General features: G+C 73.6%; 16 protein-coding genes. 4 read left to right on the top strand and 12 right to left on the bottom strand.

All coding sequences use genetic code 11. The annotated features are described in order from the left end of the window. Together BL253_RS37400 and BL253_RS37395 are read left to right on the top strand one after the other, a co-directional pair. Positions 1-390, top strand: a 390-nt coding sequence (locus BL253_RS37400; protein ID WP_241835495.1) for a hypothetical protein, incomplete at its 5' end; no start/stop codon positions are given. A gap of 269 nt (positions 391-659) precedes the next feature. Next, positions 660-1,430 (top strand): cyclase family protein, encoded by a 771-nt coding sequence (locus tag BL253_RS37395; protein WP_076822743.1) that lies wholly within the window; start codon positions 660-662, stop codon positions 1,428-1,430. 41 nt (positions 1,431-1,471) lie between these two features. Here the strand turns inward: BL253_RS37395 and BL253_RS37390 are convergent, their stop codons facing one another. The 6 genes from BL253_RS37390 to BL253_RS37365 all read right to left on the bottom strand — a co-directional run bounded on the left by BL253_RS37390 (position 1,472) and on the right by BL253_RS37365 (position 9,256). After that, complete coding sequence (locus BL253_RS37390) at positions 1,472-1,852, bottom strand: type II toxin-antitoxin system death-on-curing family toxin (RefSeq protein ID WP_076822741.1); 381 nt, start codon at positions 1,850-1,852, stop codon at positions 1,472-1,474. A gap of 15 nt (positions 1,853-1,867) precedes the next feature. Beyond that, positions 1,868-2,065 carry a ribbon-helix-helix protein, CopG family gene (locus BL253_RS37385; protein ID WP_076822739.1) on the bottom strand — a complete coding sequence of 66 codons (198 nt, stop codon included), beginning with the start codon at positions 2,063-2,065 and terminating at the stop codon, positions 1,868-1,870. 201 nt (positions 2,066-2,266) lie between these two features. Next, positions 2,267-5,050, bottom strand: a complete 2,784-nt coding sequence (locus BL253_RS37380; protein WP_076822745.1) for an aconitate hydratase — start codon at positions 5,048-5,050, stop codon at positions 2,267-2,269. Positions 5,051-5,447: 397 nt separating this feature from the next. Beyond that, the gene (locus BL253_RS37375; protein WP_076822737.1) at positions 5,448-6,266 is read right to left on the bottom strand and encodes a hypothetical protein; all 819 of its coding nucleotides are present in this window, start codon (positions 6,264-6,266) and stop codon (positions 5,448-5,450) included. Between the two features lie 215 nt (positions 6,267-6,481). Next, complete coding sequence (locus BL253_RS37370; protein WP_076822735.1) at positions 6,482-7,624, bottom strand: MraY family glycosyltransferase; 1,143 nt, start codon at positions 7,622-7,624, stop codon at positions 6,482-6,484. A 141-nt stretch (positions 7,625-7,765) separates the two neighbouring features. Next, on the bottom strand, positions 7,766-9,256 hold the full coding sequence (locus BL253_RS37365; protein ID WP_076822733.1) for a glycosyltransferase: 1,491 nt from the start codon (positions 9,254-9,256) through the stop codon (positions 7,766-7,768). A 373-nt stretch (positions 9,257-9,629) separates the two neighbouring features. Between BL253_RS37365 and BL253_RS37360 the strand changes: the two genes are divergently transcribed. After that, complete coding sequence (locus BL253_RS37360) at positions 9,630-11,459, top strand: class I adenylate-forming enzyme family protein (RefSeq protein ID WP_076822731.1); 1,830 nt, start codon at positions 9,630-9,632, stop codon at positions 11,457-11,459. Between the two features lie 309 nt (positions 11,460-11,768). On the opposite strand, the gene BL253_RS37355 is transcribed toward BL253_RS37360, so the two are convergent. From BL253_RS37355 to BL253_RS37335, 5 genes are all read right to left on the bottom strand, one after another. Next, on the bottom strand, positions 11,769-12,710 hold the full coding sequence (locus BL253_RS37355; protein ID WP_081439083.1) for a TIGR04222 domain-containing membrane protein: 942 nt from the start codon (positions 12,708-12,710) through the stop codon (positions 11,769-11,771). A gap of 280 nt (positions 12,711-12,990) precedes the next feature. Beyond that, positions 12,991-13,752, bottom strand: coding sequence for a GNAT family N-acetyltransferase (locus tag BL253_RS44525; protein WP_241835494.1), 762 nt, complete (start codon positions 13,750-13,752; stop codon positions 12,991-12,993). 388 nt (positions 13,753-14,140) lie between these two features. Next, a complete protein-coding gene (locus tag BL253_RS37340) occupies positions 14,141-16,795 on the bottom strand; it encodes a putative bifunctional diguanylate cyclase/phosphodiesterase (RefSeq protein WP_241835493.1) in 2,655 nt (884 codons plus the stop codon). 658 nt (positions 16,796-17,453) lie between these two features. Continuing rightward, positions 17,454-17,612 carry a hypothetical protein gene (locus tag BL253_RS43245; RefSeq protein WP_096336185.1) on the bottom strand — a complete coding sequence of 53 codons (159 nt, stop codon included), beginning with the start codon at positions 17,610-17,612 and terminating at the stop codon, positions 17,454-17,456. A 3-nt stretch (positions 17,613-17,615) separates the two neighbouring features. Continuing rightward, a complete protein-coding gene (locus BL253_RS37335; RefSeq protein WP_076822726.1) occupies positions 17,616-18,812 on the bottom strand; it encodes a class E sortase in 1,197 nt (398 codons plus the stop codon). 176 nt (positions 18,813-18,988) lie between these two features. On the opposite strand from BL253_RS37335, the gene BL253_RS37330 reads away from it, so the two are divergent. Next, positions 18,989-20,398, top strand: coding sequence for a glycosyltransferase family 4 protein (locus BL253_RS37330; RefSeq protein ID WP_076822724.1), 1,410 nt, complete (start codon positions 18,989-18,991; stop codon positions 20,396-20,398). Between the two features lie 101 nt (positions 20,399-20,499). Here BL253_RS37330 and BL253_RS37325 read toward each other — a convergent pair whose 3' ends face one another. Beyond that, positions 20,500-20,922, bottom strand: coding sequence for an ester cyclase (locus BL253_RS37325; protein ID WP_076822722.1), 423 nt, complete (start codon positions 20,920-20,922; stop codon positions 20,500-20,502). Positions 20,923-21,022 lie beyond the last annotated feature (100 nt).

Here is a 21,022-nt window from a genome sequence, read left to right as displayed (position 1 = left end):
CCGCACGCGGGCCCGACACACCGGGACGGGCAGGATAGAGACGTGGCGAAGATCCCCGAGACGGCCCGGGTAGTGCTGCAACACCGCCTACACACCCGACACACCGCCCGCTGGCCCCAGCTGCGCGACCTGACCATCCGCTACCGCGGCGACTTCGCCTACCTCGACGCGGTCTTCACCGACGACCCCGCCGACGCCAACCCCTACCCGTTGTGCCGGCTGCGCTACACCGGCCGGCCCGACCGGTGGGGCTTCGCGATCTACCTCGACAGCCGCGGCGCCTACGAGGACTCCTACCTACCGGACGGGCAGCCCACCGCCACCCCCGAACAGGCACTCGACTGCGCCTGCGGGCTCTACGCCGGCGACCCCACCGCCTGGACCAAATGACCACCAACCAGACCAGCAAGATTTACGCGCGGCTGCACTAGGCTGCCCTTCGTAGATCACCGTTTTTCGTAGATCACCGCCGAGTCGGCCCGCCACCGCGCGGCCAGGGTCTCGTCCGCCCCGGGCCGTGGTGGGCGTCGCCGTTCTCCCATGACCTCTGGTGGTCGGACACGTCGCTTCCGGCCCCACAGCCCATGGCCACAGCCGCTGACAGCATGTGTGGGTTGGCTCGCCGCCACGGTGGCCAGCTCTCGCGGGAAGGTTCGTGCATGACCGTCGTCGATTCCCTGCTCACGGCCCTCACCTCCGGTGAGGTGACGATCGTCGACCTGACCGCCCCGCTCTCATCCGAGACGCCGATCCTGCGGCTGCCGGCGCCGTTCGCGAACACGATCCCGCTGTCGCTGGAGAAGATCAGCGACTTCGACGAGGCCGGTCCGTTCTGGGGCTGGAACAACATCCACACCGGCGAGCACACCGGCACGCACCTGGACGCCCCGGTGCACTGGGCGTCGGGCCGGGGCGGTCTCTCGGTCGACCGGATCCCGCCGGCGCGCCTCTTCGGCCCGGCAGTCGTCCTCGACTTCACGGCCGAGGCGGCGGAAAACCCCGACTTCCTGCTGGAGCCCGCCCATCTGGACGCCTGGGTGGCCGCGAACGGCCCGCTGCCCGACGGGGCCTGGCTGCTGTACCGGACCGGCTGGTCGAGGTACTCGACCGACGGGGCCGCCTTCCTCAACGCCGACGACAACGGCCCGCACACCCCCGGCGTCTCGGCCGCCGGCGCTGAATGGTTGGCGCAGTCACCAATCTCCGGCTTCGGCGTCGAGACCGTGGGCATCGACGCCGGCTGCGCCGGCGCCCTGGACCCGGTCTTCCCGGTCCACCACCACCTGCTGGGCGCGGGCAAGTTCGGCCTCACCCAGCTCCAGAACCTCGACAGGCTCCCAGCCACGGGCGCGTTGCTGATCGTCGCCCCGCTCCCGATCGTCGGCGGCACCGGCTCCCCCGCCCGCGCTTACGCCCTCATCCCGGCCTGACCCACTCACCAGCGCGGTTTCCGCCAGGGCGCGTCGATCGATCAAGGTCGAGATTCCGTCGCGTCCGCGAGCACCTCAGCGATCTCCTCGACGGTGTCCAACTTGCCTGCCGCGACCCCTATTACGAGGTCGTACGCCTCGTCGTTGGTCAACGTCATGCGGTGACCATTCACGCCGTAGAAAGCAATGAGGGCGGCGAGCGCCAGTCGTTTGTTCCCGTCGACCAAGGCATGGTTGCGCGCGAGTGAGTGCAGCAGCGCCGCCGCCTTCAGGTCGAGCGATGGATAGGCATCCCGCCCAAAGACGGTCGCACGGGGCCGGGCAAGCGCGGAGGCTAGCAGGCCATGATCCCGGACCATCACCTTCGCGCCAAGCGCACGCTCGCCGACAAGGAGCAGCTCACGAAGGCTCAGGTAGAGCACCGCACTCCAGCCAACTCATTCGCCAAGTCTGCGCAGGGCCTCCGCATAGCGGGGGAGCTCCTCATCGAGAACCTGGTCGAGCRACTCCGCACGACTGTGTGCCTCGATGTACTCGCGGATCGCCTGACGTGCGATCTCCTGCATCGACCGGTGCTCCCGCTCCGAGCGAAGCCGCAACGCCTCGGTTTCGTCGTCCGTCAACCGCAACGTCATAGCCACCGCCCGATGGTATCACCATCGGTATCATCCCGGCCGCAGTCTCCAGATGRTCGAGCGCACAGCGAATGGCTCACCACCGGGCCTTCTACCGGCTCAGACAGTGCCCGAGTCGACACTACCATTGAGGGCGCGAACGGAAAGGAGCCCGGGAGTGGCTCCCGGGCTCCTTTGTCGTGCCTATGCGTTACATCCGCGTCAGATCAGGGAGCGCAGGACGTAGGGGAGGATGCCGCCGTGGCGGTAGTAGTCCGCCTCGCCGGGGGTGTCGATGCGGACGACGGCCTCGAACGACCTGTCGCCGGCCTGGACGGTCAGGGTCGTGGTCTTCTCGCTGATCTCGGCGAGGCCGGTGACGGTGAAGACCTCCTCGCCGGTCAGGCCGAGTGACGCGGCCGAGTCGCCGGGCTGGAACTGCAGCGGGAGCACGCCCATGCCGATGAGGTTCGAGCGATGGATCCGCTCGTAGCTCTCGGCGATGACGACGCGGACGCCGAGCAGCGCGGTGCCCTTGGCCGCCCAGTCACGCGATGAGCCGGAGCCGTACTCCTTACCGGCCAGCACGACCAGCGGCACACCCTCGGCGGCGTACTTCTGGGCCGCGTCGTAGATCGCGAGCTGCTCGCCGTCGGGCAGGTGGCGGGTGACGCCACCCTCGGTGCCGGGGGCGAGCAGGTTGCGCAGCCGGATGTTGGCGAACGTGCCGCGGATCATGACCTCGTGATTGCCGCGGCGCGAGCCGTAGGAGTTGAAGTCACCGGCGGCGACGCCGTGCTCGGTCAGATAGCGGCCGGCGGGCGAGTCCTTCTTGATGTTGCCGGCGGGCGAGATGTGGTCGGTGGTGACCGAGTCGCCCAGCACCGCGAGCACCCGGGCGCCGACGATGTCGGTCCGCGGGGACGGGGTCCGGTCCATGCCCTCGAAATACGGTGGGTGCCGCACGTAGGTGGAGTCGGGCGCCCAGCCGAACGTCTGGGACACCTCGCCGCCGTCACCGACCGGAAGCGACTGCCACCGCTCGTCGCCGGAAAGGTCGGCGTAGTCCCGCTTGAACATGTCCGACGTGATCGCGTCCGCGACGACGGCCGAGACCTCGGCCTCCGTCGGCCAGATGTCGCGCAGGTAGACCGGGTTGCCCTCGGGGTCGGTGCCCAGCGGGTCGTTCGTCAGGTCGACGTCCATCGTGCCGGCCAGCGCGTAGGCGACGACCAGCGGCGGYGACGCCAGGTAGTTCATCTTGATGTCCGGGTTGATCCGGCCCTCGAAGTTCCGGTTGCCGGACAGGACCGACACGACCGCGAGGTCGCCCTCGTTGACCCCGGCGCTGATCTCGTCCTGCAGCGGGCCCGAGTTGCCGATGCAGGTGGTGCAGCCGTAGCCGACCAGGTTGAAGCCGACCTTGTCCAGGTAGGGCACCAGCCCGGCCCGCTCGTAGTAGTCCATGACGACCTTGGACCCGGGGGCGAGCGTGGTCTTGACCCACGGCTTGCGGGTCAGGCCCTTCTCGACGGCGTTGCGGGCGAGCAGCGCCGCGCCGATCATGACCTGCGGGTTCGACGTGTTGGTGCAGGACGTGATCGCCGCGATCGCGACCGCGCCGTGGTCGATCGTGAACGACGTGCCGTCGGCGAGGGTCACCTCGGTCGGGTTCGACGGCCGGCCGTCGAGGGCACCGCTGATCCCGTTCGACGAGGCGGGGGCGTCGCCCGGCTTGTCGCCGATCGCGGACGGGACGTCGGAGGCCGGGAACGACTCGTCGTCGGCCTCGTCGGCGCCGCCGGGGGCGAGCACGGCGGCCTTGGCGTAGTCGGCGAGCGCCGCGCGGAACTTCGGCTTGGYGGTGGCCAGCGGCACCCGGTCCTGCGGGCGCTTGGGGCCGGCGAGCGACGGCTCGACCGTCGAGAGGTCGAGCTCCAGGGTCGTCGTGTAGCTGGCCTCGTGCGACGGGTCGTGCCAGAGGCCCTGCTCCTTGGCGTAGGCCTCGACGAGCGCGATGAGCTCGTCCGGGCGGCCCGAGAGCTTCAGGTAGTTCAGCGTCTCCTGGTCGACCGGGAAGATCGCGCAGGTGGAGCCGTACTCGGGGCTCATGTTCCCGATCGTGGCCCGGTTGGCCAGCGGGACGGAGGTGACGCCCTCGCCGTAGAACTCGACGAACCGGCCGACGACGCCGTGCTTGCGCAGCTTCTCGGTGATGACCAGCACCATGTCGGTGGCGGTGGTGCCGGCGGGCAGCTCGCCGGTCAGCTTGAAGCCGACGACGGTCGGGATCAGCATGCTCACCGGCTGGCCGAGCATGGCGGCCTCGGCCTCGATGCCGCCGACGCCCCAGCCCAGCACGCCCAGACCGTTGATCATGGTGGTGTGGCTGTCGGTGCCGACGAGGGTGTCCGGGTAGGCCAGGGTGCCCTCGGGGGTCTGCCTGGTGAAGACCACGCGGGCGAGGTGCTCCAGGTTGACCTGGTGGACGATGCCGGTGTTCGGCGGCACGACGGTGAAGTTGTCGAACGCGGCCTGGCCCCAGCGCAGGAACTGGTAGCGCTCCCGGTTCCGGTTGAACTCCAGGGCCGCGTTCAGGTCGAACGCGTCGGGGCGGCCGAAGTGGTCGGCGATGATCGAGTGGTCGATGACCAGCTCCGCCGGGGCCAGCGGGTTGATCTTCGCCGGGTCGCCGCCGAGCGCCACCATCGCCTCGCGCATGGCGGCGAGGTCGACGACGCAGGGCACGCCGGTGAAGTCCTGCATGATCACCCGGGCGGGGGTGAACTGGATCTCCTGGCTCGGCTCCGCGCTCGGGTCCCAGCCGGCCAGCGCCCGTACGTGGTCGGCGGTGATGTTCGCGCCGTCCTCGGTGCGCAGCAGGTTCTCCAGGAGCACCCGCAGGCTGTAGGGCAGGCGGTCAGCACCGGGCACCGCGTCCAGCCGTCTGATCGTGTAGGTGCGCTCCCCCACCACGAGCTGCCCGGTGCTGCCGAAGCTGTCCATGTTCGTCGTCTCCTCCATGTCACGCGGAACCACGCTGTCGCGCCGACCACGCCGGGTTCTGTTCGACCCGGCGCACCGCGCGCCCCCCGGCCCACACTCTGGCCGCGGTCGCGGCCGGGCACCGGCCGGGTGGCCTCGTTGCCCATCCTGGCATTCCCCGCCTCGCCGATATCAGCGCAGCGGGCTCGGTGACGATCGCATCGCCGTCGAGTTACTTAGCCTTGCTAACCATACATCGTGGGTAGGACAAACGGTACGGGCCGGACGCGACGGTCCGATGTGCCGGCACGATCCGGCTGGATGTGATGACGAAATCTCACCCATCAGCGGGTGTCGGGCCCAGGCGAGCGCGGCCTGGCTCAGCCGGGCGCAGCCAGCCCGGTCGAGCGCGGCCAGCTCAGCCAGACTCCCCCGCGAGGGTGGGGCCCTGCGCGCAGAACGGCGAGCGGCGCAACCGGCGCAGCGCGGCCCAACGTTCGTCAGGGGTGGGTGGGACGGGCAGCGGCCCGGCGGCGGCCCGCACCCAGGCGTCGTCCGGCGAGCCCGGGGCCAGCAGGGTCACGCCGGGAAGCACCGCGACGACCGAGCGCAGGGCGGGCAGATCAGTCGCGAGCACCGGCGTGCCGGCCGCGCATCCGGCCAGCACGGCGGACACCAGGTCGGGCACCCCACCGGAACCGCCCTTCGCGCCGTCACCGCCCTCCAAGGCGCCACCACCGTCCGCGGTGGCGCCGCCCGCCGGAGTGGCGCCGCCCGCCGGGGTGGCATCGCCTTCCGGGGTGGCGCCGCCCGCCGGGGTGGCATCGCCTTCCGCTGCGATGACGTGGGCAGGTGCCGGCACGACGAGCAGGGCAGCCTCGACCAGCAGCCGGGCCACCTCGTGCGGCGCGCGCTCGCCCGGCAGGTCGAGCGCACCGATGACGCCGCCCGCCGTCGCGCGGGTAAGGAGCCGGCCACGCTGCACCGCCGGGATCGGCCCCACCAGCCGCAGCCGCGCGGGAAGGCCGTCGCGGCGCAGCGCGGCGAGCAGCCCGACGGCCCTGGCTCGGCCGGGTTCGTCGTCGGCCTCGCCCAGGTGCAGCATCGTCCACGCGGCCTCCTCGGCCCCGGTCCGACCGGGCCGGCCGCGGGCGGCGATCGCGATGCCGAACAGCGCGAGGTCGACGGACGACGCGGCGGACGGCTGGGCGCCGCCGACGTGCCCGGCGGCGCTCAACCCGACCTCACGATCGAGGCCACGGCGACGACAGCCAGACTTCCAGCACCCCTCATGCGCGAAGTGTGACGCACCAGCCACGCACAGCACGTCAGCCGCCCGTGTCGCGAGCGGTCGGCGCGGTTCTCGACCCACCTGCACCCGACCGCCCCCGCCAGCGGCGGCACCAGCCCTCGGCGACGCGGGGCGCGCCGCGGCAGCCGTCCTGGTCGCGTCTACGGGTGCTTGCGGACAGCGGCCTCGACCGGCGAGAGGACGGCGGTGGCGGGCTCGGCGGTGGCGGGCTCGGCGGCCGCCCGCTGGGTGGGGATAACCACGGGCGCCGTCGTCGAGGCGGCCTGGCGCACCGCGACGCGCCGGGGGGCGCCGAGGTAGCGGGCGACGACGAAGCAGATCGCCAGGTCCGCGCAGATCCGCGCCGGCGCGGCCGCGCCGGCGGCGGTCACCAGGCCCAGCGCGCCGCAGATCACCGCGAGCAGGCAGGTGTAGCCGGTGACCGCCGTATGTGACCAGCCGGCGGTGGCCAGCCGCTGGTAGGCATGCTCGCGGTGCGGCAGGTACCACCGCTCGCCGCCGCGCATCCGGCGGGCCAGCGTCGTCGCCGTGTCGGCCAGGTAGAGCACGACCGGCGCCACGACCGCCTCGACGCCAACCCCGGACAGCGCGGCCTGCAGCGCCAGCGCCGCGATCGCCCCGCCGAGCGCGTAGCTGCCGACGTCGCCGAGGAACACCAGCGCACGCGGCAGGTTGAAGGGCGCGAAGCCGATCGCGGCGCCCGCGACCACGACGCCGCCGGCGACCAGCGGCGGGTTGTGGTGCACCGTGCCGACCAGCGCGTAGCCGACCCCGGCGACCGTCGCCTGGGCGGCCGAGATGCCGTTGACACCGTCCATGAAGTTGAAGGCGTTGACGAACGCTGTCACCCACAACGGCCCGACGACGACGGCCGCGACGAGCAGCGCCGTCCCAGGCCCGTCGCCGACGAGCGTCACGGAGAGGACCGTCGTCGCCGTGACCGCCGCCGCACCGGTCCCCTGCAGCGCGAGCCGGCGCAGCGGTGAGATCCCGCCAACGTCGCTGGCGACGTCCTCCGCGAGGCCGATCAGGCCGAAGATCGTGATGGCCAGCGTCATCGGCAGCAGGTCGGGCGCGCTCGCCCGGCCGCTGGTGAGCACCGTGGTCAACACGCCGGAGAACATGCCRAGCACGACAGCCGCCCCGCCGCCCCGCGGCGTCGGGACCGTGTGCAGCGAACGTTCGCCGGCGACGTCCAGCACCGACAGGCGTCGCATGTAGGCGATGACCAGCGGCGTCGCGGCCAGGGTGACGATGCAGGCCGCGGATCCGGCACCGACCATGTGTTCCTCCGGCGGGGAAGCAGGGCGGGATGGGCCGAGCCCAGGACCAAACTTCGTGACTCACTGTAATGCTCTAACTACTGGATGCCGGGACGCGACACCGGGTGTCCCCGGGAGCCCGTAACCCGCCGTGACCGGTCGTCAGCGGGTCCGGAGGTCGTCTACCTCGATGTCATCGCTCCAGCCGCGACTCATCTCGACGTGGTCCGTGTCCACCTCGACCCCGCGGGCCACGCGGGCGGCCGGGACCGCCGACCAGAACGCGCGTCCAGACCCCGCCCCGGCCGGCTCGGGCCACACCTGAGTCGCCGCGCGGCGCGCTGGCGGCCGCGCCGCCCCGCCTGGCAAGGCCGTCGCCGTGGCCGGGACCGGGATCGAGGTCGGGACCGGAGCAGGAACCGCCGGGAGGGTGCCGAGGACCGCGGCGAAGACCGCCCGGGTGTGCTCCGCCGGCTCGGTGGCCATCCTGGCCCACTCCGCGGCGCGCCGGCGCATCCGCGCGAGCCTCACCCGATCGGCGAGCAGGTCGGTGAGCGCCACCGCGAGCGCCACCGGGGACTCGTCACCCGGTGTGACGCCCGTCGCCCCGTCAATGTAGGCGTCGCGGGCGTCGCCGCGCACCGGGCCGACGACCGGGCAGCCGGCCAGCTGGGCCTCGGTCAGCACTCGGGCATGGTCCTCACCGCCGCGGCTCGGCCCGGTCTCCGTGCACAGCACGAACAGGTCGGCGCCGGCGTACAGCCCGGCCAGCCGCGAGTCGTCCGGCGCCTCGACGAGTTCCACGTCGCCCGCCGCCGCGACGGCGGCCCGCGCCGCCGCGGGCGCGTGCCCCCGCGCCACGGCTATCAGTCGTACCGGCCCGACCGCGCGGCGCACCGTCGGCAGCGCGGCGAGCAGCGTCGCCAGGCCGCCGTCGGCCCGGTCCGCGCGGCCAGCCCTGACAGCGCCGCCGGCCCTGACAGCGCCGCCGGCGGTGTCGGCTCGGCTTGCGGGGTCGGCGCGGCCCGCGGGGTCGGCTCCGGTGGCGGACGGCAGGACGGTCAGCAGGGTCGGCCGGGTCGGCGGACGCGAAGCGCCTCCCTCTCGGCCCGCCCGGGTACCCGCGGCGAGGAGAGCCGACCGCCAACCCGACGCGACGCCCGGCCGCAGCAGCGGGACCGCGCCAAGGCCCGCCAGCGCCCCAGCGCTGTACGACCCGGTCGTCAGCGGGAACAGCGCCCGGTGGCGGTTCAGCAGCGTCCGGCCCAGCCGGTGCGCCCGGATGCCGTCAACGCCGTCAACGCCGTACACGATCACCGGCCCGCGCCGGGCCCGCCCGGCGGTCGCGGCCGCCGCCGCGACCGGGATGAGGCCGGGGTGGCCGGTGAGGACGGCGTCCAGCGGCGCCAGCAGCGCGGCCGCGCGCACGGCGGCGGCGGTGAAGCGCTGCCTCGCCCACGGGTCCAGCGGGCGCGCCGCGCCACGCAGGTCCACTCGATGGACCAGTGCTCCACCGGCGCGCAGCCGCTCCTCGACGGTGGCGAGGTAACGCTCGACGCCACCGCCCAACCCCGCGGACGGGGCCAGCAGCAGAACGCGCGGGTCATGGGCCCTGGGCTCGGCCCCGATATCGAGACGACGCGTGGAGAACACGGTCGGTGACTCTAAGTGACCAATCGGTCGCACGGCGTCCACCACCCCCGGCGTGCCGGCATGTCACCCATGACAACTCCGACGGTCCGACCGGACGGTCGGCGCCGCTGGGGCGAGGGCGCGCCCTCGCCCCCGATCACCATGATCGCCGCCCGCGTGTCGTCACAGTCACGAGGCGGTCCGATCCACGACCGCGGCGGCACGGTGGCGGTGATCTGTCAGCCGCGTACCGGCGGCGAACACCGGTGGAGGTGACACCCGCCTCCACTTGCCCGACCAGTGTGCCCTGGACCACAATGTCCCGAGATCGGATCATATATACATACTGCGATCATGGTCGAGATGATCGTTGTCCGAGGATGGGAGAGGCGCGATGCTCCGGTGGCCCGACGGTGACCTCCTGCCCCCACCCCTGCGGGACCGGTTGATGGGCCCCGGCGCCCCCTTCGAGCTGGCGCGTGAACAGGTGCGCGGCGTCGAGATGACCGTCTTCGCCGGCCGCCCCCCGCATCTGCCCGCGATACTGGCGTCCGCCTGCCGGCGCTTCCCTGACCGGCCCTACCTCGTCTTCACCGACGCCACCGGTGCCGCGACCACGCTGACCTTCGCCGAGACCGCCGCGCGCGCCGTGCGGGTCGCGGGCGTACTGCGCGACAAGTTCGGGGTCACGAAGGGTGACCGGGTCGGCTTCGTCGCGGCGAACTGCGCCGAGTACGCCGTCGGCATGTGGGCCGCGCTGTCCCTGGGCGCGGTCACGGTCGGGCTCAACGGCTGGTGGACGGGCCCGGAGCTGGCGCACGGCCTGCGGCTGACGACGCCGACCGTCGTCTTCGGCGACGAGCGCCGCCTCGCCCGCCTCGACGGAATCCCCGAGGCCGGGCGCCAGCCCGTCCTCACCTTCGCCGAGCTGTTCGGCACGCTCTCCCCGCCGACCGACACCGCCGTCGAGACCGAGACCGAGGCCGAGACCGACGGGGGCTCGGACGTCGATGGGGATGCCGCCGAGGACGTTGCCGCGGCGCTGCTCGCGCTGTGCCCGGATCTGAGCGAAGACGACCCGGTCACGATCCTGTTCACCAGCGGTACCACCGGCCGGCCGAAGGGCGCGCTGCTCCCCCACCGCGCGCTGGTCAACTTCAGCCCCGACGCCGCCCTGCGCGGCGCCGCCGCCGGGCTTCTCGACCAGCTGGCCCAGGCGCCGCCCGCGTCCCAGGGCTCCCCAGCCCCCGCGCAGGCGCCCGCCCCGCCGCCACCGCCGGTGTCGATCCTCGCCGGCCCGTTCTTCCACATCTCCGGCATCGGCCCACTGCTCAGCCACGCCCCGTACAACGGCATGACGCTGGTCTTCGCCCCGCCCGGGAAATGGGACCCGACGGTCCACCTTGACCTGACCACGCGGTACGGCGTCACCAGCTGGTCCGGCGTGCCCACCCAGTTCCTGCGCCTGCTCGAGCACCCACGCCTCGACGAGTACGACCTGTCCAGCCTGCGCGGCCTCGGCGGCGGTGGCGCGGCCCTCCCGCCCGAGGTCGTCCGGCTGATCGGGCACGTGCTGCCCGGCCGCACCCTCGGCGGCGGCTACGGCATGACCGAGACCGCCGGCATCGGCGCGACCACCGGCGGCTCCCGCCTGCGCGACGCCCCCGGCTCGCTCGGGGTCGCGACGCCGACGTCCGAGATCAAGGTCATCGGCCCGGACGGCGCTGAGCTTCCCGACGGCGAGATCGGCGAGATCTGCGTCCGCTGCCCCAGCGTCTTCCTCGGCTACTGGGAGAACGAGGAGGCGACCGCCGCCGTCCTCGACGCCGACGGCTGGTACCGCACCGGCGACTTCGGCCGCGCCGACGGCGGCCTGCTCTACCTGGAAAGCCGCCTACGCGACATGATCATCCGCGGTGGCGAGAACATCTACCCGATCGAGATCGAGAACCGGCTCGTCGAGCACCCCGGCCTCGCCGACGCCGCCGTCATTGGCGTCGAGCACCGCGAGCTCGGCCAGGAGGTGCTGGCCGTCGTCGTCCGCCGCGAGGGCGCCGACGTCACCGCCGAGGACGTTCAGGCCTGGGTCGCCGCAGCCCTGGCCCGTTTCAAGGTCCCGGCATACGTCCGCTTCGCCACCGAGCTCCCCTACAACGCCACCGGCAAGCTCCTCAAACGCGAGCTCGAAAAGCTCTACGCCACCCCCGCCGGTCCCGCCGACTAATTCCGGAGGCAGGACAGGAAAGCACGCGCTCCGCGGTGGTGGTCTTTGGTGGTGGTCTTTCTCGCGATGACCGCCGAGCGGTAGGCCCGATGTGGCCGACCTGACGACGGCCGGTCCGTGACAGCTCGGAAGAAATCAACAGGGCATCGGTGGCGATCTCCCCATGCCGCCGATTTCTTCCGCCGCCTCGGCCCCGGCGGCGGGCGAGGCACCCATCGCGGACAGCCCCACCCGGGGCGTCAGTGGGCAGGCGCCGCCGCGTCCATGGCTGCCCGCGGAGTGGTTCGCGGCAGCCAGTGGTGGACGGCCTCAGCCGCCGCAGCCGCCACCACATCCCCCGCCGCCGCAGCCACCCCCACCGCAGCCTCCTGCGCTGTCTCCTCCGCCGCTGGCGGACGGCTGGGGGAAGCCAAGCTGCCGGGCGAGGTCACTGTCGGCGGCCCATATGGCGGCGGCGCCGAAGAGGGCGTAGGCCTGCGCGCGCTGGCCCGGGAGGCTGCCAGTACGCAGTGGTGTCGAGACACGTCGGGCGGTGGCGAGGAGGCCGCGGCCCCGGCTCGTCAGGACCTCGAACCTCGTGCGCAGCGCGGCGACGATGGCGATGACGACGGTGAGGATCAGCTCAACCGCGAGAACGCCGACCGGGTGGTGGCGGGACGCGCCGGTGACCAGCCGGATGAAGCCCACGACGAGAAATGCGGTCGGCCACCAGGCGAACTTGCGGTGCATCCGCGCACGGGCAGGCGTCACGACCAGGCCGAGGCCAACGAGCCGGCGGCGCAGGTCGTCGGTGGCCGGACTGTTCACGACCATCGAGGTCAGCGTCGACATCCGGACGCCGGCCGCGGCGCCGGACCGGTCACGGACCGCCCGCTGGAACGGCGTCAGCGTGCCCGGCCCAGGTGCGCCGGCCGTCACGACCCGGCCAGTTCCCGCTCCGGAGGCCGCGAGCCCCTGTTCCCGCAGCGCGACGACTGTGGTCTCCACAGCGCGCCGCGCGCCGCCCGCGAGGAAGGCAAGCTCCTCGGGCGCGAGGCCCGCGTCTGAGCGTCGGGGGGGCCATACGGGCGAACCGACGGCCGGGGCGCGCAGCCGCCATCGAACCAGCATTACCCCGAGGGCGACCAGTACCAGCGCGACCAGGTAGCCGACGGCGAAGGCCGGCCCGCTGATGCCCCACGTAGGACTGTCAGCCGCGGGCGCCACGCCCGCGCCCAGGCCCGCTGGCCCGGCAAGAAGAATCGTCGACATGGAGAGATCGTCACCGATGTCCGGCAGGTGCCTCTAGACGTTCGGTGGCCCCGCCTTCGTCGGTTCCACGACATGCTCGCGCAGGTTCGGCCGCCGCGGGGCCGGGGTGCTGCTACTGCCGCAGCTCCTCCGGGAGTGACCCTTCATTGAGGCATGACGTACGCGGAGATGGCCGAGTACTTCAGGGTGCCGCGGGTGTCGCCAGCATGGTGAACCAACGTGGTTTCGGCGGAAATCCGCCTGCGATCGTCGCGCCCGCTCCAGGGATCCCAGAAGCAGGTCAGAGACCGTCGAACGGCTTTGGGTAGGCGAACTGGCCGCGGACGTCTCCGTACGCCGTGAGTGCGCGGACCTGGAAATGGTCACCCCATGCCTCCACGGGGGCGGCGACGCCAAAGGCGGTGGCGGGGCGGAACCCGAAGCGGCGGTAGTAGCGCGGAGCGCCGAGCAGGGCCACCAGCGGCTCGTCCAGGGCGTCGGCGGCGCCCACCACCGCGTGGACCAGGGCGCTGCCGACACCACGGAGCTGGCGGTCGGGCCGGACGGCGAGCGGACCGAGGGCGACCACCGGCGTCGCCCCGACCCGGCCGCGCGAGCACATCACGTGGCCCACAACCGCCCCTTCCTCGTCGAGGGCGACCAGCGAGAGCCCCGGAAGCGAGGCGCCGCTGGCCCGGAGCTCGTCGACGAGTCGAGCCTCCACCGGCTCACCGGTCCCATCCGCGCCGCCACGACGGTCGCCGCCGGCGCCGGCGCCGGCGGCGGAGTCGGAGTCGGAGTCGGAGTCGGGGGCGGCGGCGGAGGCGGAGTCGGAGTCGGAGGCGGAGGCGGGGGCGGGGGCGGGGGCGGAGGCGGCGGAGGAGTCGCCGGAGGCGGAGGCGGGGGCGGAGGCGGGGGCGGGGGCGGAGTCGGGGGCGGAGGCGCCGGCGGCGGGGGCGGAGGACGCGGCGGCGGAGGAGGAGGCGGAGGCGGGCGCAAAGGCACTCGCGACGACGGCTCTGACCGCCGCGGCGTCGGCGGGAATCTCGCGTCGGATCAGCACCGGCCAAGCGTCGGCCACCGCGTGAGAGTCGGCAACGCGTTTTCGCGTCGGCGCCAGAGACCGGCCGACGGCAGCCGGACGGCGTCCGACGCCGGAGGCCGGGCACCCGGCGCCGGATGCCAGGTGCCAGGTGCCGGATGCCGTCCTTCGCGCGCGTCGACGCCGTACGCGGGGCATCGCCCGTCGCGTGAAGGACGGTGCGGAGCCCGTCCATGATCTGGTGGCTTTTTCGGAGTCCTGGCTCCGAAAAAGCCACCAGATCATGCAACTGGCCATCGTCCGGTGGGATCGTCGGCCCCGGTTGGCCACGGCCACGGCCACGGCCACCGCGACGCCGGTGGCTGGGCACGGTGCCCGCGGACGAAGCGCCGGCTCGGAGGTAGCCGGATCAGACGCCCCGCCGCTGGCCGGACCGGACGGGCTCCGAGGGCCGCGCGGTGGTGCATGGGGCGGTGTGGATGGCGGGGGCCGAGCGGGGCGCGCCGAGCTGGCCGGTCCTGGTCGTCGGCTGGGCCGGGACCAGCGGGGAGATCGCCAGGCCGGTCGCCCTGGCCACGGCCAGGCCGCGGGGCGGGACCCGCGCCTCGGGCTGGGAGAGCGCCGGCGGCTGGTCACGCGGGTCGTCCTGCCCGGCCGCGAGCCGCCCCACGGCCGGCTCCACCGTGGACCCTGGTGCCGGTGCCTCGCCGGAACCCCGCCCGTCCTGGCCGGCCGACGCGGCCGACGCCGTGGACCCGGCCGACGCCGTGGACCCGGCCGACGCCGTGGACCCGGCCGACGCCGTGGACGCGGCGGCGGTCTGGTTCTGGCGGGACACCCGCCGTGCCCAGTCGCCGAGCCAGGCGACAACCCGCCCGCCGGCCAGTGGGGGTGAGATGAAGTATCCCTGCACCTCGTCGCAGCGCCAGCCGGCCAGCGCCAGCCACGCGGCCTTCGTCTCCACGCCTTCGGCGACGATCCGCAGGTCCAGGGCGTGTGCCAGCGACACGGTCGAGCGGACGATCTCGGCCGCCGAGGGGTCGCGGTGCATGTCCCGCAGGAACATCTGGTCCAGTTTGACCTCGTCGGCCGGCAACTCCCGCAGGTAGGCGAGCGAGCAGAAGCCGGTGCCGTAGTCGTCGAGGCTGACCCGCACGCCGAGCTCGCGCAGGTCGGCGAGCGTGCGCCTGGCCTGTTCCCTGGCGGTGATGACCGCTTCCTCGGTGACCTCGACGACGAGGGCGCGCGGAGCGAGCTTGTGGCGGCGCAGCGCGTCGCTGACCAGTTCGACGAAGCCAGCGTCGCCGATCATCGACGGCGGCACGTTCACCGACACCGAGAGCGCCGCGCCGGCAGTGTGCCAGCAGACGCAGTCGGCGAGGGCGAGGTCCAGCACCCGCCGGGTGAGCTGGGGCATCAGACCGGCCTGCTCCATCTCCGGCAGGAAGACGCCGGGGCCGCGCAGGCCCTCGCGCGGATGCTGCCAGCGCACCAGCGCCTCGAGACCGGTGACCCGGCCGGTGCGCGGGTCGGCCTTCGGCTGGTAGCGCAGCTCGATCTGGTCCTGTTCGAGGGCGCCGCGCAGCTCGGCGCGCAGCCGCAGCCTGGCCCGTCCGGGCGAGGTGGGCGCGTGCCGGCCGCGCTGGTAGGTGCGCTGGCCGACGCGGGTCCGCTTCGCCTCGTACATCGCCGCCTCGGCGTGGCGCAGCAGTTCGGCGGCGCTGCGGCCGTGTGCCGGGGCATAGGCGATGCCGACGCTGACCTCGGTCTGCACCGGGATGTCGGCGAGCAGCACCGGGGTGCGCAGCGCGTCGCGCAGCCGGCCGGCGAGAAGCTCCGCCCGCCCCGGCCCGGCGTCGCGCAGCAGCACCGCGAACTCGTCGCCGCCGATCCGCGCGGCCAGGTCCGACGGGTGCAGCAGGGCACGCAACCGGTGGGCGACGACGGCGAGCAGCCGGTCGCCGCTCTCGTGGCCGAGGACGCCGTTGATCTCCCGGAAGCGGTCGATGTCGACGAGGACGAGCGCCGCCGGGGTGACCTCGCGCACCCGGTGCTCGCCGCCGCCGACGACCCGGGTCGCGGCGTCGAGGAAGGCACGCCGCCCGACCAGGCCTGTCAGCTCGTCGCGGCCCCGGAACCGGCGCAGTACCGGCTTCGCCCGCGTCGGCAGCAGGCACAGCGAGGTGGCCACCAGCATCGAGGTGACGAACCCGGCGTGCCCCCTCCAGCCGGCGCCGAACGCGCCGTGGGTCGCCAGCAGCGCGAGGCCCACCAGGACGGTGACGAACAGCCCGACCACCAGCACGATCAGCCACCCGGTCAGGCCGGGCGAGACCGGCCTGGCCAGGGCCTCCGGCCGGCCGGCCGGCACCGTCAGCGCCGTGGGGCCGCCCGCTCCCCCGGTACCGCCCGTTCCCCCGGCGCCCCCTGCTCCCCCGCCGGCCCTCGCTCGCTGGCGGTCGCTCGCCGTGGGGCCGGAAGTGGGCTTCCCGCCGGGCGGCAGAACGCCGCGACGACGGACCGCCCAGCGCCAGCCCACCCGGCGCCAGCCCAGGCGCGCCGGGACGACCAGCCCGCCGGCGCTCGCCCCGACGGGGCTCACCAGCGCCAGGCCGACCGGGGTCGGCGGGACACGCGGCGCCCTTCGGACCATCGGTGTCGTAGGGCTGTCCACGCCGCCCACGAACTCCTGCGCCGTCGCCACGCCGGCCCCCGCCGCGGACGCCTGTTCGGCGGGCCGGGCCACCCGTGGGGCGGTGAGCAGGGTGGGCCGTGTCCTGCCCGGCTCGTCGGCACCCAGGTCGTCTCGGCTCTTCCGGCCGGCGGGCCCACCCGCACCCGCGCCCGCCGGACCGTTTCCCGCGTTCGCGGTCGCGACCGTGGGCAGAGATTCATGCTTGCGCCCACCTGGCGCGGCAGCCGAGGCGACCGCACCCGCCAGCGCTTCGGCGGCCCCTTCCAGGAGCGCCCCGGCCCGGGGCCTCCCGGGCGCGGCACCCCCGTCCGAGCCCGCCGTGGTCGCTGTGTCGTTCTTCTGTCCGGCTGGCCCCGTGGGCCGAGCCATGGCTCGGCCTCCGCCCGTCTCGGCGGCGCTCCCGGCCGCCGTCATGGTAGGGCCACGGAAAAGTCACGTGACGCCGGAGTCCGGCTTCGCCTCTGCATCGGTCCCCCATTGGTGATGCCTACGTGCCCGAGCGCCCGCAATGCCGCCTCCCACGGCCTTTCCGGACGCCTGCGCCGGACGCCGCGCCCCGTCTCCGCGACCGCCTCCACCACGGTTGTCGCATTCCGGTCGCGCCGCGTCCTGACCCCTGTCCCGAGGCCCTTGGTGGACCGTTTGGCATGACGCCGGCAAGCCTCCCGAGTTCGGGTGGTTCGTGCCACGCCGCGCCGTCCGACCACACCACGCATGGCTCGGGAGGTTATCCGAAGCGCGGTGAATTCTGGATGGGCAGTTTCGGGGCCGCCGACACTCCGCCGCACCTGCCGGAGCGACCGGTCCTGGATTTCCGCTGGTGGCCATGGCGAAACCGCAGGCCACCTCCGTCGGGTGCCACGGCGTTGCCTCTTTACCCGTTGTCGGACCGCGCGCGGGAAGGAGCTCCAAGCGTGCCCATAGGACCCGCCCCGCCGGGCACGTCGACCCGGGACAGCAGACTTAAGTATCTATACGACTACTATAGGTCACGATGCTCTTGACAACATGGCCATATGGCGATCAATCAGCTTCTGATGGTGACATCGTTGAGTGGAACCCAGGGTTCGACCGCCGGAAAGACCACGAAGAGCAGCAGCGTCACGACGACAGCCGCGAGCAGCAGCGCCAGCGTCACCCGTACCGGGGTCGGCCCCGGCAGGTGGCGGTAGATCCAGCCGTACACGGGTCAGGCCTCCCCTGAAGCGAACGGCACACCAGCACCCGGCGTCTTCATGACGGTTCTGTCGAGCGACGCGAAGACGATGAGCCTGCTTTTCGCCGAGTACTTGGGATGACAGGTCGTCATCGTCATGACGGCCTCCACGGGTGTGGCATCGGAGTGTTCCGGCACCGGATCGGTCACGTCAATCCGGTCGGGCGCGACAACCTCCGACCTGGTCATTCGATAGACGTAGTAGCGGTCGGAGACCTCCACGACCACCGGGTCGCCGGGGTGCAGCTCATCGAGCTGGTTGAATGGTTTCCCGTAGGTGGTCCGGTGACCCGATACGACAAAGTTGCCCGTTTCCCCCGGCATCGCCGTGCCCGGATAGTGTCCAGGCCCTTCCTCCAGCTGGGTCTCGCCGACGCCTTCGACAATGACGGGCGCATAGTCCTCGCCAAGGCGCGGGATGTGCAGCACCGCGAAGCCCTGCCCGACGGCCGGGTTCGGCCGCACCGCGGGCGGCGGCTGCGAGGGTTTCGGGGGCGGCGGGGCAGGAGGAGCCTGCCAGGAGGCGGCAAGCCGGTCGTGCAGCCGGCTCTGCGACCTCGCCTGGAACAGGTCGGTGATCCACAGCTGGTAGGCCAGGAACAACGCGACGAGCAGCCCCACGGTGATGAGAAGCTCCCCGACGGCACGCGCCGTGGCTCCGCCCACCCGCCCGAGCCGCGATGACCGCGCCGGCGGTGGTTGGTCGCCCGTCGACGCCGAGGCGCCGTCGCGCGCCCCGTCGCCGGGCACACCGCCGCCGGGCACACCGCCGCCCGGCACACCGCCGCCCGGCACACGGTCGTCCAGCGGGAGCGGAGCCTCTGGCCGCGCCGGCTCTTCTGGCCATGCCGGCCGCGCGGGCGTGAGCGGCGGCGCGGGCGGCTCCAGCGAGGGCGGCGAGTACGGAAACGCCATGCCTGGCACGGCCCGCCCACCCGGCCGCCCACCCGGCCGGCCAGCAGGCGGACCGGCCTGGCGCGGCACCTGGCCGGCGAGCCCGCCCGTCACCGGCCGCTCCTCCTGGCCGCCGGGCGCTCGCCGGGCGCCGCGCCGCGCCGCGCCCTGTTCCCGGTCCCGCGCCTGGTCTGTTTCCTGGTCCTGGACCGGGTGGCCGGCGGGGACGCCGCCCGGGTACTCGTCCACCGGGTCACCGTCCGCCGCTCCCGCCATGGAAGCACCTTAGGTTATTGAAACATCACTTTACGTGAACAGCGCGCCCGGCGTCGGGTCCGCGCGGCGTCCCGACACGGGAGGACGTCCGACTGCGACGCCCGCCTCGGAACTACAATCGGCGATCACGAGATGACATATTGTTCTCTGCCGCGTCGGACAAAGGATCCTTGCCCGTGCCGCACAGTCTCCGGCCAGTGTCGCCCGGATCGTCGTCGCCCCCGAGATCGGGCGGGGCTCCCTCGACGCCCCGCGTCCTGCTTCTGGCCGCGCCCGCCGGGCCGGGAGTGGAGCGCTACCTAGGCGCCGTCGAGGAGGCACTGCTGGCCGGTGGCGCCACGCTGACCCGGCTGGACCTGCCTCCGGCTGGCCACGCCGACGGTCTCGACCGGCCGGAGACGGCGCGGCCCGGCGAGCGAGGCCGGCCCGGCGAGCCAGGCCGCCGCGGCCTGCTCGGCCGGCGTACCGAGCTGCTCGCGAGGACCTCCTTCGGCACCGGCACGCAGGCGAGCACCGGTGCGCAGCTGGCCGCACGGATGGACGTCGCGCGCCGGGCGGCCGGAGCGGCGCGCCGGTTCGGCCACCTCGACGCGCTCGTCGCCGGCCACCCGTCGCTGCTCAAGGCCGCCGCCGGGGCGGCCTCACTCGGCGGGGCGCACCGCGTCCCGGTGCTCTGCTACGGCGCCGACATCTGGCGCATGCCCCCGACCGACCGGGCGCTGCTCGCGCGCCACCCGCTGGTCTACCCGGTGACGGTCAGCTCGTTCAGCGCCGGAGCGCTCGCCGGCACGCGGCTCGCCCGGCTACTGCCGCCCGGGGTGCCGGCCGGGTGGCGCGCGGCGCTGCTCACCGAGGGTGCCCGGCGCAGGCCGCACCCCCCGGTGCCGACGGTGCTGAGCGTCTTCCCGCTCACCGCCTGGGCGGACAAGGGGCTGCCCACGCTGCTGGCCGCGCTGGAGATGGTGCGCGCCGAGCTCGGCCAGGTCCGCCTCGTGGTCGCGGGCCAGGGTCCCGCGCCGGGGGCGCTGCACGAGCTGCTGTCGGCGACGCCGGACACCGACCTGCAGGAGTCGCCCGAAGACGAGACCCTCGCCCGGTCCTACGMGACCGCCGACCTGTACGCGCTGTGCACCCGGACGAGGACGGGCGGGACGCGGCCGTCCGGCGAGGGATACGGCCTCACGCTGCTGGAGGCGCAGCTCGCCGGCTGCGCCGTCGTCGGCCCGGCGCACGGTGGCTCGCGCGACGCCTACCAGGAGGGCGTCACCGGCGTGACCCCCGTCGACGAGTCCCCGCGGGCGCTCGCCGAGGTGCTGGTCGGCCTGCTGCGCGACCGTGCCCGGCTGACCAGGATCGGCCGGCGCGGCGCCGAGTGGGCCGAGTCGGTCACCCGCCCGGACGACCACGTGCGCGCGGTCTTCCAGACGCTGCTCGGCGGGCCGCCCACCCCGCCGCCCGACCCGCCCGCCGCGGCGGCGATCGGCGCGGCGGCGGCCCCGAACGGACTGGTGCCAGCCGACCAGCGGGCAGGCTCCGACCGTCCCAGAACCCTGCCCGCCGCCTCCCTCGCCTGGCCACGCGACTAGGCCGTGCCTGACGCCCTCCGGCCACACGAGGCTCCGCCATCACCGCGTGGCCTTCGGACCAGGCGGGAGCCAGAAACGGGCGGAGTCAGGCACGGGCKGAGTCAGGCACGGGCGGCGCGGAGCTGGGCGAGCAGGGCGTACTCGTCGAAGTAGAGGCGGTTCTCGACGACCCGCCCGGCACGGACCCGGTAGACCTCGGCGACCCGCAGGCTGACCCGGGCGCCGGTCGGCTCAACCCGCGGGCCCCACGGGCTCGTGTAGGCGCCCGCGTGGGTGACGGCGAGCGTGTACTCCTCGACCACCATGTCGTCCTGCTCGGCCAGGACGTGCGTGTCCGCCGTGAGGTCGGTGAATGCGGCGAGAAAGGCGTCGACGTAGGCCGTCGCCGCCTCCCTGCCACGCGCGACCACGCCGCCCGGCGCCTCGAGGACCATGTCCTCGTCGAGCAGCTCGGCGAGCGCCGCGGCGTCACCCACCTCGAAGGCGGCCAGCACCCGCCGAACCGTCTCCAACGCCACCCCCACGACGGCCCGCGCCCCTTTTATTCGAGGTAGTCGCGCAGCTTCTGGGAGCGCGACGGGTGACGCAGCTTCGAGAGCGTCTTCGACTCGATCTGCCGGATCC

This window comes from Pseudofrankia asymbiotica, from assembly GCF_001983105.1.
GTDB lineage: Bacteria > Actinomycetota > Actinomycetes > Frankiales > Frankiaceae > Pseudofrankia > Pseudofrankia asymbiotica.
Note: the sequence above shows the minus strand (reverse complement) of the source record. Positions and strands in the feature narration are given on the sequence as shown.

Bases quoted from the DNA above. Each gene is read 5' to 3' on its own strand.
- BL253_RS37395 (WP_076822743.1), top strand. From the start codon at position 660: ATGACCGTCGTCGATTCCCTGCTCACGGCCCTCACCTCCGGTGAGGTG.
- BL253_RS37360 (WP_076822731.1), top strand. From the start codon at position 9,630: ATGCTCCGGTGGCCCGACGGTGACCTCCTGCCCCCACCCCTGCGGGAC.
- BL253_RS37355 (WP_081439083.1), bottom strand. From the start codon at position 12,710: ATGTCGACGATTCTTCTTGCCGGGCCAGCGGGCCTGGGCGCGGGCGTG.
- BL253_RS37340 (WP_241835493.1), bottom strand. From the start codon at position 16,795: ATGGCTCGGCCCACGGGGCCAGCCGGACAGAAGAACGACACAGCGACC.
- BL253_RS37335 (WP_076822726.1), bottom strand. From the start codon at position 18,812: ATGGCGGGAGCGGCGGACGGTGACCCGGTGGACGAGTACCCGGGCGGC.